Source organism: Micromonospora sp. NPDC051924, from assembly GCF_055586005.1.
Genome location: NZ_JBVJJA010000008.1, coordinates 1 through 14,660, shown reverse-complemented (window position 1 = coordinate 14,660; position 14,660 = coordinate 1). Strand labels below are relative to the sequence as shown.

At 74.1% G+C, this 14,660-nt stretch carries 13 protein-coding genes; 9 read left to right on the top strand and 4 right to left on the bottom strand.

What is annotated here, in order from left to right; genetic code table 11:
* Positions 1-119: 119 nt before the first annotated feature.
* Positions 120-809 (bottom strand): TIGR03089 family protein, encoded by a 690-nt coding sequence (locus ACZ6S5_RS08520; RefSeq protein WP_465999134.1) that lies wholly within the window; start codon positions 807-809, stop codon positions 120-122.
* 151 nt (positions 810-960) lie between these two features.
* On the opposite strand from ACZ6S5_RS08520, the gene ACZ6S5_RS08515 reads away from it, so the two are divergent.
* Together ACZ6S5_RS08515 and ACZ6S5_RS08510 are read left to right on the top strand one after the other, a co-directional pair.
* Entirely contained in the window at positions 961-2,106 is a 1,146-nt protein-coding gene (locus ACZ6S5_RS08515; RefSeq protein ID WP_465999132.1) for a glycosyltransferase family 4 protein, read from the top strand.
* Positions 2,107-2,169: 63 nt separating this feature from the next.
* Positions 2,170-3,261: a mannose-1-phosphate guanylyltransferase gene (locus ACZ6S5_RS08510; RefSeq protein WP_465999131.1), complete on the top strand. Its 1,092-nt coding sequence runs from the start codon at positions 2,170-2,172 to the stop codon at positions 3,259-3,261.
* Between the two features lie 64 nt (positions 3,262-3,325).
* Here the strand turns inward: ACZ6S5_RS08510 and ACZ6S5_RS08505 are convergent, their stop codons facing one another.
* A complete protein-coding gene (locus tag ACZ6S5_RS08505) occupies positions 3,326-3,922 on the bottom strand; it encodes an NUDIX hydrolase (protein ID WP_465999129.1) in 597 nt (198 codons plus the stop codon).
* A gap of 39 nt (positions 3,923-3,961) precedes the next feature.
* On the opposite strand from ACZ6S5_RS08505, the gene ACZ6S5_RS08500 reads away from it, so the two are divergent.
* Positions 3,962-4,999, top strand: a complete 1,038-nt coding sequence (locus tag ACZ6S5_RS08500; protein WP_465999127.1) for a hypothetical protein — start codon at positions 3,962-3,964, stop codon at positions 4,997-4,999.
* A gap of 270 nt (positions 5,000-5,269) precedes the next feature.
* Positions 5,270-6,256 (top strand): winged helix-turn-helix domain-containing protein, encoded by a 987-nt coding sequence (locus ACZ6S5_RS08495; protein WP_465999125.1) that lies wholly within the window; start codon positions 5,270-5,272, stop codon positions 6,254-6,256.
* Positions 6,257-6,512: 256 nt separating this feature from the next.
* On the opposite strand, the gene ACZ6S5_RS08490 is transcribed toward ACZ6S5_RS08495, so the two are convergent.
* Positions 6,513-7,601 (bottom strand): coenzyme F420-0:L-glutamate ligase, encoded by a 1,089-nt coding sequence (locus ACZ6S5_RS08490; RefSeq protein ID WP_465999123.1) that lies wholly within the window; start codon positions 7,599-7,601, stop codon positions 6,513-6,515.
* Positions 7,598-8,545, bottom strand: coding sequence for a 2-phospho-L-lactate transferase (gene cofD / locus ACZ6S5_RS08485; protein ID WP_465999121.1), 948 nt, complete (start codon positions 8,543-8,545; stop codon positions 7,598-7,600). Before cofD ends, ACZ6S5_RS08490 begins: the two co-directional genes overlap by 4 nt.
* A 100-nt stretch (positions 8,546-8,645) precedes the next feature.
* Here cofD and ACZ6S5_RS08480 point away from each other — a divergent pair, with 100 nt between their 5' ends.
* From ACZ6S5_RS08480 to ACZ6S5_RS08460, 5 genes are all read left to right on the top strand, one after another.
* Entirely contained in the window at positions 8,646-9,524 is an 879-nt protein-coding gene (locus ACZ6S5_RS08480; protein ID WP_465999119.1) for a hypothetical protein, read from the top strand.
* Positions 9,525-9,715: 191 nt separating this feature from the next.
* A complete protein-coding gene (locus ACZ6S5_RS08475; RefSeq protein ID WP_465999117.1) occupies positions 9,716-12,250 on the top strand; it encodes a bifunctional FO biosynthesis protein CofGH in 2,535 nt (844 codons plus the stop codon).
* A 151-nt stretch (positions 12,251-12,401) separates the two neighbouring features.
* Positions 12,402-12,680 (top strand): hypothetical protein, encoded by a 279-nt coding sequence (locus tag ACZ6S5_RS08470; RefSeq protein ID WP_465999115.1) that lies wholly within the window; start codon positions 12,402-12,404, stop codon positions 12,678-12,680.
* Positions 12,681-12,753: 73 nt separating this feature from the next.
* The gene (locus ACZ6S5_RS08465; RefSeq protein WP_465999113.1) at positions 12,754-14,151 is read left to right on the top strand and encodes a DUF4331 domain-containing protein; all 1,398 of its coding nucleotides are present in this window, start codon (positions 12,754-12,756) and stop codon (positions 14,149-14,151) included.
* A gap of 10 nt (positions 14,152-14,161) precedes the next feature.
* Positions 14,162-14,503, top strand: a complete 342-nt coding sequence (locus ACZ6S5_RS08460) for a phospholipase (RefSeq protein WP_465999111.1) — start codon at positions 14,162-14,164, stop codon at positions 14,501-14,503.
* Positions 14,504-14,660: the final 157 nt, after the last annotated feature.

Sequence of the window (14,660 nt, the reverse complement as noted above, 5' to 3'; positions counted from 1 at the left end):
CCCCACCCCCACCCCCGCTCTCGGCGATCTTGCACTTGTGGTGCCCCCAAAAGGGGCGTGATGCCGCAGATCGGCAACCCAAAGTGCAAGATCGCCGGGGTGGGGTGGGGTGGGGTGGGTCAGGTCAGGGTGCGGGTGACCTTTTCGGTGGCGGTGCGGGAGTCGAGGCGGGACGGGTCGAGGTTGGCGCAGAGGACCAGGGTGGCGTCGGCCGCGAGCGGGGTGAGGAGCCAGTCGACCGGGTCCGGGTAGGTGGTCGTGTCCACCAGGATGCGGTCGCCGGGGGTGAGGCAGAGCTCCGTGGCCCGGGCCTCCGCGCGGGCCAGCAGCGCCGCGTCCGCCTCGCCACCCTGGGGGTACGGGGTGAAGTGGTCACCGTGCCCGCGTACCGCCGAGACGAAGTCGGCGAAACCGGCCGGCACCGCCCGCATCGGCAGGGCGAACGGGTCCAGCGCCAGCGCGTACCGCTCCCCGGCCGACCACCGGTCTGCCGCGTCGACCCTCGACGCGGCGGCGAAGAGCACGTCCACGTCGCCCGGGGCGTCGACCACGGTCAGCTTCGCCGACCAGCAGCCGAGCAGCACGGCGGCGGTCTGCCAGTGCGGGGGCAACAGCACGGCGGCCGTGTCGCCGGGCCCGAGGCCGACCTCGTCGACGATCAGGTTGGCCGTCTTGGCCACCCAGTTCGCGCAGGTCGCGCCGGACAGTTCGGTGCGCTCGCCGGTGGCGTCGTCGTACCAGGTCAGCAGCGGTCGGGTGGGATCGGTCGCGATCGCGTCGGCGAACACCCGGGCAATGTTGTCGGCCATCGGCGCGAACGATACGCGGTCCGGGTCCGTACTCGATGACAACGACAAGTCGGCGTACCGTCGGGTCGCAGTCAGCGTCGGGACCCCGGCCCGGCGTAGGCTTGCCGACAGTGTTGTTCCCCACAGACCCGCCAGCCTGAGGAGTCGCCCCGTGACCGCCGGTCGCCCGCCCCGCGTGCTCATCGACGCCACGAGTGTCCCCGCCGACCGTGGCGGCGTCGGTAGATACGTCGACGGCCTGCTCGGCGCGCTCGGTGGCGTCTGCGGGTCCGCCGTGGACCTGGCCGTGGTGAGCCTCCGCACCGACCTCGAGCGCTACACCCGGATGCTGCCCGGGGCCGAGGTCATCCCCGCCCCGGCGGCGGTCGCGCACCGCCCGGCCCGGCTCGCCTGGGAGCAGACCGGCCTGCCGCTGCTGGCCCAGCAGGTCGGCGCCGAGGTGCTGCACTCGCCCTTCTACACCTGCCCGCTGCGGGCCGGCTGCCCGGTGACGGTCACCGTGCACGACGCGACCTTCTTCACCGAGCCGGAGCACTACGACAAGTCCCGCCGGACGTTCTTCCGCAGCGCGATCAAGACCTCGCTGCGCCGCGCCGACCGGGTGATCGTGCCGAGCAAGGCCACCCGGGACGAGTTGATCCGGCTGCTGGACGCCGACCCGACCCGGATCGACGTGGCCTACCACGGGGTCGACCAGGCCGCCTTCCACGCCCCGAGCGAGGAGGAGAAGGCCCGGGTGCGGGCCCGCCTCGGCCTGGGCAGCAGCAGCTACATCGCCTTCCTCGGGGCCAAGGAGCCGCGCAAGAACGTACCCAACCTGATCCGGGGCTGGGCCCGCGCGGTGGCCGACCGGGAGAACCCGCCGGCTCTGGTGATCGCCGGTGGCCAGGGGCACGACGACGACATCGACCGGGCGGTGGCCGAGGTCCCCTCGCACCTGCGGCTGCTCCGCCCGGGCTACCTCCGCTACGCCGACCTGCCGGGCTTCCTCGGCGGCGCGCTGGTCGCCGCCTACCCGTCGTACGGCGAGGGGTTCGGCCTGCCGATCCTGGAGGCGATGGCATGCGCGGCCCCGGTGCTGACCACGCCGCGGCTCTCATTGCCCGAGGTGGGCGGCGACGCCGTGGCGTACACCAGCGAGGACCCGGACCAGATCGCCACCGACCTGGCCGCCCTGCTGGACGACGAGCAGCGCCGGCTCGCCCTGGCCAAGGCCGGTTTCGACCGGGCCAAGGAGTTCACCTGGGAGTCCAGCGCGGAGGTGCACATCGCCGCCTGGAGCCGGGCGCGCGCCTGAACGTCCGCTGCGGGTCGGCGCGACCATCCGTGACCGCTCGCCCGCTTCGGGCATGATGTGCTGATGTTCTACGCCGTCATCCCGGCGGGAGGCAGTGGCACAAGGTTGTGGCCGCTGTCCCGTGCGGGCCATCCCAAGTTCCTCCACCCGCTGACCGGCACCCCGGCCTCGCTGCTGCAGGCAACGGTGGACCGGCTGGCACCGCTGACCACACCGGAGCGCACGCTGGTGGTCACCGGGGCCGCGCACGTCGCGGCGGTGGCCCGGCAACTGGCTGGCCTGCCGGAGGAGAACATCCTGGTCGAGCCCTCGCCCCGGGACTCCTGCGCGGCGATCGCCCTGGCGGCGGCGGTGATCGCGCAGCGCGACCCGGCGGCGGTGATGGGATCGTTCGCCGCCGACCACCTGATCGGCGACCCGGCGCGCTGGGCCGAGGTGGTCCGGCAGGCGATCGTCGGCGCCGAGCAGGGGCTGCTGATGACGGTGGGCATCACCCCGACCCGGCCGGAGACCGGCTACGGCTACCTGGAGACCGGCGACCCGGTGGGCGGCGGCCCGCTGCGCCCGGTGGCCGAGTTCAAGGAGAAGCCGGCCGCCGAGGTGGCCGAGGTCTACGTCCGTTCCGGCCGGCACCTCTGGAACGCCAGCATGTTCGTCTGGCGGGTGGATGTCTTCCTCGCCGAGCTGGCCCGGCAGCAGCCGGCCCTGCACGCCGCGATCACCGCCATCGCCGCGGCATGGGGCACCCCCGAGCAGGACGACGTCCTGGGCACCGTCTGGCCGACCCTGCCGAAGATCTCCGTCGACTACGCGGTGATGGAGGGCGCGGCGACCGCGGGCCGGGTGGCGACCGTGCCCGGCGACTTCGGCTGGAACGACGTCGGCGACTTCCACACCCTCGGCGAGGTGCTCCCCGCCGACGCCCACGGCAACGTGGTGCTCGGCGGCGACGGCAAGCCCGGCGTGCTGCTGCACGACACCACCGGCACCGTGGTGGTGACGCAGTCCGGCCGCCTCGTCGCCACCGTCGGGGTGCACGACCTGATCGTCGTGGACACCCCGGACGCGCTGCTGGTCTGCCCCCGCGACCGCGCCCAGGACGTCAAGAAGGTCGTCGACGAGCTCAAGGACCGCGGCGAGGAAGGCCTGGTCTGACCCGTCACGTCGATCATGAGGTTGGCGGCACCTGTGGAGATCCACATCGCCGTCAACCTCATGATCAGGATGGACCGGGGGTGGCGGCGGTGGGGTGGCGGCGGGTCAGGGTGGCCAGGGCCGGTGGGATGAGGTGGGCGGTGCCGTCGGCCAGCGGGTCGGGGAGGCGGTCCGGCGGGAACCAGCCCAGCGCCTCGGACTCGTCGCTGACCCGCTCGATCGCCCCGGCCGGGGCGAGCACCACGAACCGGACGTCGTAGTGCAGCGAGCCGCCGTGGCAGGAGACCGGGTGGATGTCCACGTCGATCGGCGCCGGGTCGACCACCAGCCCGGCGATGCCGGACTCCTCGGTCGCCTCGCGCAGCGCGGCGGCGGCCAGGGTCGGGTCGCCGGGCTCGCAGTGGCCGCCGAGCTGCACCCACTTGCGGAACTTGCCGTGCAGGCAGAGCAGCACCCGCTCCCCGGTGGTGTCGAGCACCAGGGCGCTCGCGGTGACGTGCCCGGGCCGGTGCGCCCGGCTCAGCGCCACCGGGCCGGCGGCCAGCAGCTCCAGGGTCCGGTCCCGGTTCGCGGCGGCGGCCGGGCTGGTCGCCGTCCAACGGCTCAGCACCGCGGTGGCGTCGGCGTGCAGGTCGGCGTACGTCCCCAGGTCGGTGTGCACCCCGACACTCTACGAGCGGCCGCTCCGTACCCTGGCCGGGTGACCCTGCGACTCGTGGAGTTCGTCGTGGCCGGCAACGAGGCCAGCGACCTGTTGCCGGTCCGTTCCGCGGCGCTGCTGCGGGCCCACAACGCCCGGCGTGGCTTCTGGACCGTGCTGGACGAGGGGCCGGTGGAACGCTGCCTGGCGCTGCTGCTGGAGCGGGCCGACGGCGGGTGGGTCGCGCACCACGTGGCCGCCGACGCCGGCCCGGAGAACGGCCGCACCGAGGACGGCGAGGCGCTCGCCCACCACGACGGCTGGGTGTACGTCTTCGGCTCGCACTTCGGCTCGAAGGCCGGCCCGCTGCGGCCCCGCCGCGCGTTCGTGGCCCGGTTCCGGGAGGAGGACGCCGCCGCCGGCACGTTGCCGGTGCAGGTGGTGCGCAACCGGTTCCGGCTGCACCGGGCGATCAACGACGCGCTCGCGGCCGCGCCGCTCAGCACGCTGCCGACCGGGGACCGGGTGCGGGACCGGTTCATCGTGGAGACGCTGGCCCGCGGCACCGCCCGGGCCAAGAGCTGGGTGACCCGGCTCGCCGCGGACGACCTGCCGGTCAACGTCGAGGCGGCCGCGTTCACCCCGGCCGGCACGGTGCTGCTCGGGCTGCGCTTCCCGATGACCGCCGAGGGTGAGCCGATCCTGGTCGAGTTGGCCGGGGTGGCCGACATGTTCGGCAGCGACCGGGGCTGGCCCCGGGCGGTGGGCGCGTACGCGCTGACCGGGGTGACCCCACCGGGCACGCTGACCGGCTTCCGCGCGATCGCCGCCATCCCCGACGGCGGGTACGCCGCGGTGATCGGCTCGATCGACGCGCTGGGCAAGGGTTCGGTGCTGCTGGACGACCATCCGCACGGCGGCGAGGTGACCTCGCGGCACGTCGCCTTCCGGTGGGAGCCCACGCCGGACGCCCGGGTGGCGGGGAAGCTGGTGGCCGAGCTGGCGCCCTTCCACCAGGTGGAGGGGCTGGCCGAGCTGGACGGGAGCTGTTATTACGTGACCGACGAGGACCACCGGGTGGCGCTCTGGATCGGCTGAGCCGGCCGGTCCCGGGGGGCGACCGGTGACACCCCTGCGGAGGAAGCCGCAGACCCTCGTGGTGCCGCCCGGTCGCCCGTGCCCCGATCTCCCGGTAGCCCCGGACCGGTGGGGTCACCTCCGGCTCCGACGGGCACCGGTAGTCTGCCGAATCCGCCCGGGCGCCGTCGAGGTTTTTCAGCCCACGCTTAAAAGTGGAGATTAGTGCCAACGGGTACAGTGCCAGGTGGAGGCGGGCAATCCCTCTGCCTGCCCCCGGGAGAGCGCTCCATGCTGAAGGTCATCTTCTCGAGCGAGGACATCCTGCGGACCAGGGTGGCCCCCGCCGCGGACCCGGTCTGGGAACTGGTCCTCAGCCTGCACCTGCTTCAAGGCCGCGGGCGGGAGCCGCTGCTGCTCGAATGGCGGCGGGCGGTGGCCGGCGCACTCCGTACGGAGAGCGACGCCGAGCGGTTCCGGCTCCTGTTCGCCCTCAACCCGCCCCGCGGCTACTTCCCCGACTTCCTCACCCCGTACGCCTCGCGGGACGGGTTCGAGGCGGGGCTGGCGGCGGTCCGCGGCACCCCGGTCGGCATGCTGCGCCGCGACCTCACTCTGCTGGCCGAGGAGAACAGCCTGCCCTCCCCGGCCGACGCGCTGGCCCGTGGCGAGCCCGAGGTGCTGCGCCACCTCACCGACTCGATGGCGCGCTACCAGTCGCTCGCGGTGGCCCCGTACTGGTCGCGGATCCAGGCCTCGGTCGAGGCCGACCGGGCACGGCGGGCCCGGGCCATGCTCGACGGCGGGCCCGAGGGGCTGCTCGCCAGCCTGCGGCCCAGCATGCGGTGGGCGGACGGCGTCCTCGAGGTGCTCGACTACCCGGACACCCGCGAGCTGCGCCTCGACGGCCGTGGCCTGTTGCTGGTCCCGTCCTTCTTCTGCGCCCGGACCCCGGTAGCGCTCCTCGATCCGGAGCTGCCCCCGGTGCTGGTCTACCCGGTCGACCGGCTCGGCGGACTCGCGACCTCCCGCGATGCGGACGACGGCGACCGGGAGGCGCTTGCCGCCCTGATCGGCCGGACCCGGGCCGCCGTGCTGGCTGCCGCCGACAACGGCTGCACCACCGGCGAAATGGCCCGCCGGCTCGGCATCTCCGCCGCCGCGGCCAGCCAGCACGCCAGCGTGCTGCGCAACGCCGGCCTCCTGGTCAGCCACCGCGACCGCAACACCGTCCTGCACACCCTGACGCCTCTCGGCCGCGCCGTCCTCGACGCCTGACCCGCCCCGCCCACCGCCGAGGCCGCTATTTCGCCGACCTGGCGGCCTCGGACCGGCCCGGACGCCGCCACCTCGGCGATCTGTCGATGCGGCTCCCCGGCGAGGCGGCCGAAGTGTGTCAGCCCGGTGCCGTCGGAGGTGTCTGGTCAACTCGTCCTGCGGCAGGTCGGGCCGTCGACCGTCCCGGACCGCGCGACGTGCCGCAACCCGGGCGATCCGGGCTGGCGGGACCGGGCCCGGTGGGCCCGCGGGCGGGTCAGATGGCCAGCGCGGCGCTGGCGGTACTGCCGGTCGGGGTCGGGAGGAGCGCCGAGGGGACGCCTTCGGCGGCCAGCGCGGTACGCAGGCGTTGCACGTCGGCGCCGAAGCGCACCAGGTCCGCCGGGTCCACCGGGGTCGGCGGCGCGCCCAGCACCAGGCCGGTGGCGTGCTCGGGCCAGCCCGGCACGCCGGCGACCAGGCCGGCGCGTACCTCCTCGTCGGTGACGTGGGTGAAGACCGTGCCGGGCGCGACCACCTCGGCGACCGCGGCGATCGCGCGGTCGACGGCGGCCGGGTCGGCCGGGTCCGGGCCGGGGCCGTCGGCCAGGGTGGCCGCCTCCCGGAGCCCGGCGGCCTTCGCCTCGGCGGTGCCGAGCGAGAAGAGGTCCAGCGTGGCGTCCCGGACCAGGACCCGGGCGCCCTCGCCGTCCTCCGTGCCGGCCACGCCCGGGTAGCCCCGGACGACGGCCACCGGCACCTGGTCGCACTTGCCCTTGATCAGCTCACCGGCGCCGGCCAGCTCGTCCACCACGGCGAGCTGGGTGAGGTGCAGCTCGTTGCCGTACGGGTCGATCTCGCCGCGGTGGTCGCGGATCGCCGGCATCCCGGCGACCCCGAGGGCCACGTCGGTGAGGCCGTTGCGCCACGGCCGGCCCATGGTGTCGCTGATGATCACCGCGACGTCCAGGTGGTACTGCTCGCGCAGCGCGGCCCGCAAGGCCCGGGCCGACGCGTCCGGGTCTCTCGGCAGCAGCACCAGGCGGGTCTTGTCCACGTTCGACGCGTCGATCCCGGCGGAGGCCATCACGAAGCCGTGATGGGTCTGCACGATCCGGGTGGCACCCCGGGTGGCCACCACCCGGGCCGTCTCCCCGGCGAGCACCTCGTCCTTCGCGGCGAGCCGCTCGGGGCCGTCGGCGGGCACGTCGACCAGGCGGCCCTCCGCCTTGGACACGATCTTGCTGGTCACCACCAGCACGTCGCCGTCGCGCAGCCACGGCGCGGCGCTGGCGATCACCGCCGCCAGGTCGTCGCCCTCGGTCACGTCGCCGATGCCCGGCACCGGCAGGATCTCCAGTCTCACACCAGCTCCAACGCGGCCCGGACCATCGTCGCCGTGGCCGCCTCGTCGGTCATCCTTAGCGGCGCCGAGCGTACGGTCACGTCCGGCACCACCGTCCCCTCGTCCTCGGGCGCGACCAGCCAGCCGTCGAGCAGCCCGCCCGCCGACCGGCCACCGTAGAGGCCGCCCACCCCGGCCGCGCTGCACTCCACGCCGAGCACCGCCAGGCAGCGGTCGGCCATGCCGCGTACCGGCGCGCCACCGATGATGGGGGACACCCCGACCACCGGGGCCGGCCCGTCGGCCACCGCGTCGCGCAGCCCCGGCACGGCCAGGATCGGGGCGATGCTCACCACCGGGTTGCTCGGCGCGATCAGCACCACGTCGGCCGCGCCGATCGCCTCCAGCACGCCGGGCGCCGGCTTCGCCGTCTCCGCGCCGACGAAGACGAACCGGTGGGTCGGGACCTGCGCCCGGTGCCGCACCCACCACTCCTGGAAGTGGATCGCCCGCTGGCCACCGTCGAGGTCCACCACGGCGTGCGTCTCCAGCCGGTCGTCGGTCGCCGGCAGCAGGCGTACGCCGGGCTGCCAGCGGGTGGCGAGCGCCTCGGTCACCTGGGACAGCGGGTAGCCGGCGTTGAGCATCGTCGTCCGGACCAGGTGCGTGGCGATGTCCTTGTCGCCCAGCCCGAACCAGCTCGGCTCGGCGCCGTACGCGGCCAGCTCGGACTTGACCGTCCAGGTCTCGCCCACCCGGCCCCAGCCCCGCTCCGGGTCGGCGCCCCCGCCCAGCGTGTACATCACGCTGTCCAGGTCGGGGCAGACCTTGAGCCCGTGCAGCAGCAGATCGTCACCGACGTTGACCACGGCGGTCACCTCGGCCCCCACCTCCCGGGCGTACGCCCGGACGCCGAGCAGGAACCGGGCGCCCCCGATCCCGCCGGTCAGAACCACGATGCGCATGGCGTCCATCCTTCCGCACGCGCGGCCGTCGATCGGGTGGTGCCCGGTGCGACTAGGCTCACGTCTGGCAACTGTCCGTTTTCGTCCCCAGGGGGAGTTCGTGACCAGCCCCGCCGAGCCCGCGTCCGGCGACGCGACGCAGGCCAGCCAGGTGACCAAGCCACTGCGCGAACTGGCCGCGCTCGTCCTGCTCGGCGCGAACGCCGTGCTGCTCTTCGTCGGCCTGCTCCGGCTGCTGGTGCCGATGGACGACTACAGCACCTTCAGCAGTCGGGCGGGAAGCACCTTTTTCGCCTTCGTCGGCGTCGAGTCGGCGGTGCTGCCGGTGCTGGCCGTGCTGCTCGCCACCCACGTACGCCCGGCGCTGCCCAAGGCGAAGCTGATCACCCAGGCCGCCCTCGGCGAGTACGCGTTCGCCGCCCTGTTCGGCGCGCTCACCCTGCTGATCTGGCTGGTCGGCCGGCTCGCCGCCGCCGAGGTGCTGGACGCCTTCTTCGGCCTGCTCACCCGGGTGGCCTGGCTGGCCATCTTCGGGATCGCGGCGTTCGTGGTGTTCCACATCTGGCGCCGCCTCTACTTCGTCCCCAAGCCCAAGCCGCAGCCCGGCGTGTACGGGCAGCCGCAGCCGGGCTGGCCGCAGCAGCCGGGTGGCCACCCCGGCCAGCCGGGCGGCTACCCGGCCCCCGGCCCGGGCGGATACGTCCCCGGCGGCCAGCCGAACCAGCCGGGCGGCTACCCGGTGCCCGGCCAGTACGGTTCGCCGCAGTCGGCCCCGCCGTTCAACGCCGGCCCGCCGCACGCCCCGCAGTCCGCGCCGCCGTTCGGCGCCCCGCACCCGGCTCCGCCGTTCGGCCAGCCGCCGTCGGCGGACCCGACCCAGGCCATCCCGCGCCAGCCGGCCGAGTTCGGCCAGCCCGCCCCGCAGGACAGTGACCGCACCCAGCGCTTCGACCGGGACGACCCGAACCACCCGTACTGACCCGTCCGCGACCGGCGCCCGTCGCCGCGCCGCCGGCCGAGGCGACACGTTCACGGAAAGAGTGGCTTCCCGACGCCCGGGGGGCCACTCTTTCGGTGACAGACGCCCCGCCAGGTCGGGTGGGGGCCGCCAGGTGGGCTCGGGTGACGGGGGCGGGCAAAGGCGGGGCTGCCAGCGCCTAGGCTGGACGGATGGTTGATCGCACCGAGCCCGCGCCGACGGAGGCGAGTGTCCGGCGGGCGCTGCGCCGGGCCGAGACCGGCCGGGCGCTGGACGTCGACGAGGCGAGCGCGTTGCTGGCCGCGCGCGGCGACGCGCTGGAGGAGCTGCTCCGGATCGCCGGTGAGGTGCGCGACGCGGGGCTGCGCGAGGCGGGCCGCCCGGGCGTGGTCACCTTCTCCAAGAAGGTCTTCATCCCGCTGACGCGGCTCTGCCGGGACCGCTGCCACTACTGCACCTTCGCCACCGTGCCGCACCGGCTGCCCGCCGCCTACCTGGAGCGGGACGAGGTCCTCGCGATCGCCCGGGCGGGTGCCGCGCAGGGCTGCAAGGAGGCGCTGTTCACCCTCGGCGACCGGCCGGAGGAGCGCTGGCCGGCGGCCCGGCGGTGGCTGGACGAGCGGGGCTACGACTCCACCCTCGACTACCTGCGTGCCTGCGCGGTGGCGGTGCTGGAGGAGACCGGCCTGCTGCCCCACCTCAACCCGGGCGTGCTGTCCTGGTCGGAGCTGCAACGGCTCAAGCCGGTGGCGCCGAGCATGGGCATGATGCTGGAGACCACCGCGACCCGGCTCTGGTCCGAGCCGGGCGGGCCGCACTTCGGCTCGCCGGACAAGGAGCCGGCCGTCCGGCTGCGGGTGCTCGACGACGCCGGCCGGGTCGGCGTGCCCTTCACCACCGGCATCCTGATCGGCATCGGGGAGACCCCGGCCGAGCGGGTGGACGCGCTCTTCGCGATCCGCCGGCGGATGCGGGAGTACGGCCACCTCCAGGAGGTGATCGTGCAGAACTTCCGCGCCAAGCCGGACACCGCGATGCGCGGGATGCCCGACGCGGAGTTGCACGACCTGGCCGCCACGGTCGCGGTGGCCCGGATCCTGCTCGGCCCGAAGGCCCGCGTTCAGGCCCCGCCGAACCTCATCGAGGGGGAGTACGACCTGCTGCTGCGCGCCGGCATCGACGACTGGGGCGGCGTCTCGCCGGTCACCCCGGACCACGTCAACCCGGAGCGCCCCTGGCCGCAGCTCGACGAGCTGGCCCGGCGTACCGCGCGGGCCGGCTTCACCCTGCGCGAGCGGTTGACCATCTACCCCGAGTACGTCCGGGCGGGCGATCCGTGGCTGGACCCGCGCCTGCTGCCGCACGTCACCGCCCTCGCCGATCCGGAGACCGGGCTCGCCGTCGAGACGGCCCGCCCGGTGGGCCGGCCCTGGCAGGAGCCGGAGGAGGTGTTCGGGGGGCGGACCGACCTGCACGTCACCATCGACACCACCGGCCGGACCGGAGATCGGCGCGGCGACTTCGACAGCGTCTACGGCGACTGGGCCGAGGTCGCCGGCAAGGTGGCTCCCGAGGCGCTCGCCCGTCGCGCGGACGTACCCGGAAACGGTGGCGTGGACGCCGAGCTGCGCGCGGGCCTGCGGCTGGTCGCCGACGATCCGGCGGCGCTGCTCGCGCCGGCGCACGAGGCGAAGGCGCTGGCGCTGTTCGGGGCCGACGGGCCGGCGCTGGACGAGCTGTGCCGGATCGCCGACGACGTCCGCCGGGACGCGGTCGGTGACGACGTCACCTACGTGGTCAACCGCAACATCAACTTCAGCAACGTCTGCTACGTCGGCTGCCGGTTCTGCGCGTTCGCTCAGCGGGAGACGGACGCGGACGCGTTCCGGCTCTCCCTGGACCAGATCGCCGACCGGGCCGAGGAGGCGTGGGCGGCCGGCGCCAGCGAGGTGTGCCTGCAGGGCGGCATCGACCCGAAGCTGCCGGTCACCGGGTACGCCGACATCGTCCGGGCGATCAAGGCCCGGGTGCCGGGCATGCACGTGCACGCGTTCTCCCCGATGGAGATCGTCACCGCGGCGGCGAAGGCGGGCGTGCCGGTGAAGGAGTGGCTGCTCCAGCTTCGCGAGGCCGGGCTGGACACCATCCCGGGCACCGCCGCCGAGATCCTCGACGACGAGGTGCGCTGGGTGCTCACCAAGGGCAAGCTGCCGGCCGCCGCCTGGGTGGAGGTGGTCAGCACGGCCCACGAGCTGGGCATCCGGTCCAGCTCCACGATGATGTACGGCCACGTGGACCATCCCGGCCAGTGGCTCGCCCACTTCCGCGTGCTGGCCGGGGTGCAGGACCGCACCGGCGGCTTCACCGAGTTCGTGGCGCTGCCGTTCGTGCACACCAACGCGCCGATCTACCTGGCCGGGATCGCCCGCCCCGGGCCGACCTGGCGGGAGAACCGGGCGGTGCACGCGATGGCCCGGCTGCTGCTGCACGGCCGGATCGCCAACATCCAGTGCTCCTGGGTGAAGCTCGGCGACGAGGGCACCGTGGCGATGCTCCGGGGCGGCTGCAACGACCTGGGCGGCACCCTGATGGAGGAGACCATCTCCCGGATGGCCGGGTCGGGCAACGGTTCGGCCCGGACCGAGGAGCAGCTCAGGGCGATCGCGGCGGCGGCCGGCCGGCCGGCCCGCAGGCGGACGACCGCGTACGGTCACGTTCGCGCCTGACGTCGAACCTTTCCCCGCCGCCGGCCGTACCAGTGGATGCCGGCGGCGGTTGCGGCGAGGGCCGCCGCCGGTGACCCCCTCGGGGCACCCGGCGGCGTCCGGGTCTCCGGCCCACCGCGGGCGCTGCGGCGCCGGCCCGGAAAGGTTGCCCATGACCAGTGACCAGCGGAAGCGGCCCTGGCCGCGACTGACCCGCCGGCAGACGTTGACCGCCGCCGCGAGCGCCACCCTGGGCGCCGCCGCCCTCACCGTGCCGGGCCTGTCGGCCGCACAGAACACGCCCGTCAGGGGCCGGCGGGACGAGCCGATCGTGGTCCACCTCCGCGACGCGGCCTCCGGCGCGATGGACGTCTTCGTCGGCACGACCCGGATCCAGGTACGCGACCGGGCCCTGGCGGACCGGCTGGTGCGCGCCGCCGGTCGGCGCTGAGCCGCCCGCGTCGCCCCGGGCGGCGCGATTCTTCCCCTCGACCTCTTCTTTCCCGACGAAGGTGTGGTCCGCCATGTCCTCTCACCGTGAAGCCCCGGAGATAGCCAAGGATCCCGTGGCCGACAGTTCCGACCTGTACGCGTTCGTCAGTCCCGATCACCCGGACACGGTCACGTTGATCGCCAACTACGTACCGGTGCAGCTTCCGTCCGGCGGCCCGAACTTCTTCGAGTTCGGCGACGACGTCCGGTACGAGATTCACATCGACAACGACGGCGACGGCTATCCGGATGTCACCTATCGTTTCGAATTCACCACCGAGATCACGAATCCGAACAGTTTTCTCTACAACACCGGGCCGATCGAGTCGCTGGACAGCAAGAACTGGAACCGGCGCCAGTTCTACCGGTTGACCCGGGTCGCGGACGGACGGGAGCGGGTGCTCGCGCACAAACTGCCCTGCCCGCCGTGCAACGTGGGTCCGCTCTCCACGCCGAAATACCACGACCTCGTCCGGCAGGCCACGTACCGGCTGTCGACGGGGGAGCGGGTCTTCGCCGGGCAGCGGGCGGACGGCTTCTTCGTCGACCTGGGCGCCATCTTCGACCTCGGCACGCTCCGGCCGTTCCAGCAGTTGCACGTCGCCGGCAAGAAGCTCTTCAAGACCGAGGGGCAGCCGGTCAACGCGTTGGACCGGACCAATGTGCACAGCATCGCCGTGCAGGTGCCGCTGAGCACGGTGCGCCGCAGGGCCGGCAGGTACGGCTACGCCGACCGGGCCGCGACGATCGGGGTGTGGACCACGGCGTCCCGCCAGCAGGTCCGGGTGCTCGGCGACCGGGTGGCCGCGGACACCGCCGCCGGCCCGTTCACCCAGGTGTCCCGGCTGGGAAATCCGCTGTTCAACGAGGTCGTCGTGCCGATGTCCAGAAAGGACCTGTGGAACACCCTGCCGCCCAGCGAGGACAAGCGGTTCGCGCAGTTCGTCGAGCACCCCGAGCTGGCGACCCTGCTGCCCGCGCTCTATCCGGGCGTCTTCCCCAACCTGGACGCGCTGAACAAGTCGAAGAAGCCCCGTGCGGATCTCGTGGCGATCCTGCTCACCGGCATCCCGGCCGGGCTGATCGACGGGTTCGCCAACACCACCGGCGACGTACAGGCCGACATGCTGCGGCTGAACACCGCCATCCGCCCGAACCGCAAGCCCGACCGGTTCGGCGTGCTCGGCGGCGATCTGGCCGGCTTCCCCAACGGCCGGCGGGTCGGCGACGACGTGGTCACCATCGCGCTGCGGGCGATCGCCGGCCTCACCGTGCCGCTGGTGGACAAGACCTTCAAGCCGGACGCCGCGGCCGCCGCGGTCACCCCCGGGCTCACCGCGGCCGACGTGACCGCGCCGTTCCTCGGTGACTTCCCGTTCCTCGGCACCCCGTACGACGGGTTCGACAACCCGCCGGCGAAGAAGTCGTGAGGGACCGGCCGTGCACCAGCACCAGCACACCCTGGGGCCGTCGGAGAGCGGCAGCGTCGTGCTCGACCTGGGCGGCGACTCGGGCGCACTGATCATCTACACCGGCCGCGAGCTGTACGGCCGGGAGATCGAGATCAGCCGGGTCGACGGCGACGGGTCGCGCACCCACTCGGCCGTACGCGAGCGGCACGTCCAGGACGGGGTCCTCCACAGTGCCGTGTATCCGGATCTGGCGGCGGGCCTCTATACCGTCTTCTGGGACGATCACACATCGGCCGGGGCGATCGCCGTCACCGGTGGCGCGGTCGCCGAGTTCGTCTGGCCGACCAGCTCACCATCGGGAGCGAGCTGACCCTACGCACGCTGCCGCCGTGGGGGGGGGGGGGGGGGGGGGGGGGGGGGGGGGGGGGGGGGGGGGGGGGGGGGGGGGGGGGGGGGGGGGGGGGGGGGGGGGGGGGGGGCGAACACGAGACGGTGGGGGGGGGGGGGGGGGGGGAAGGAGGGGGGCG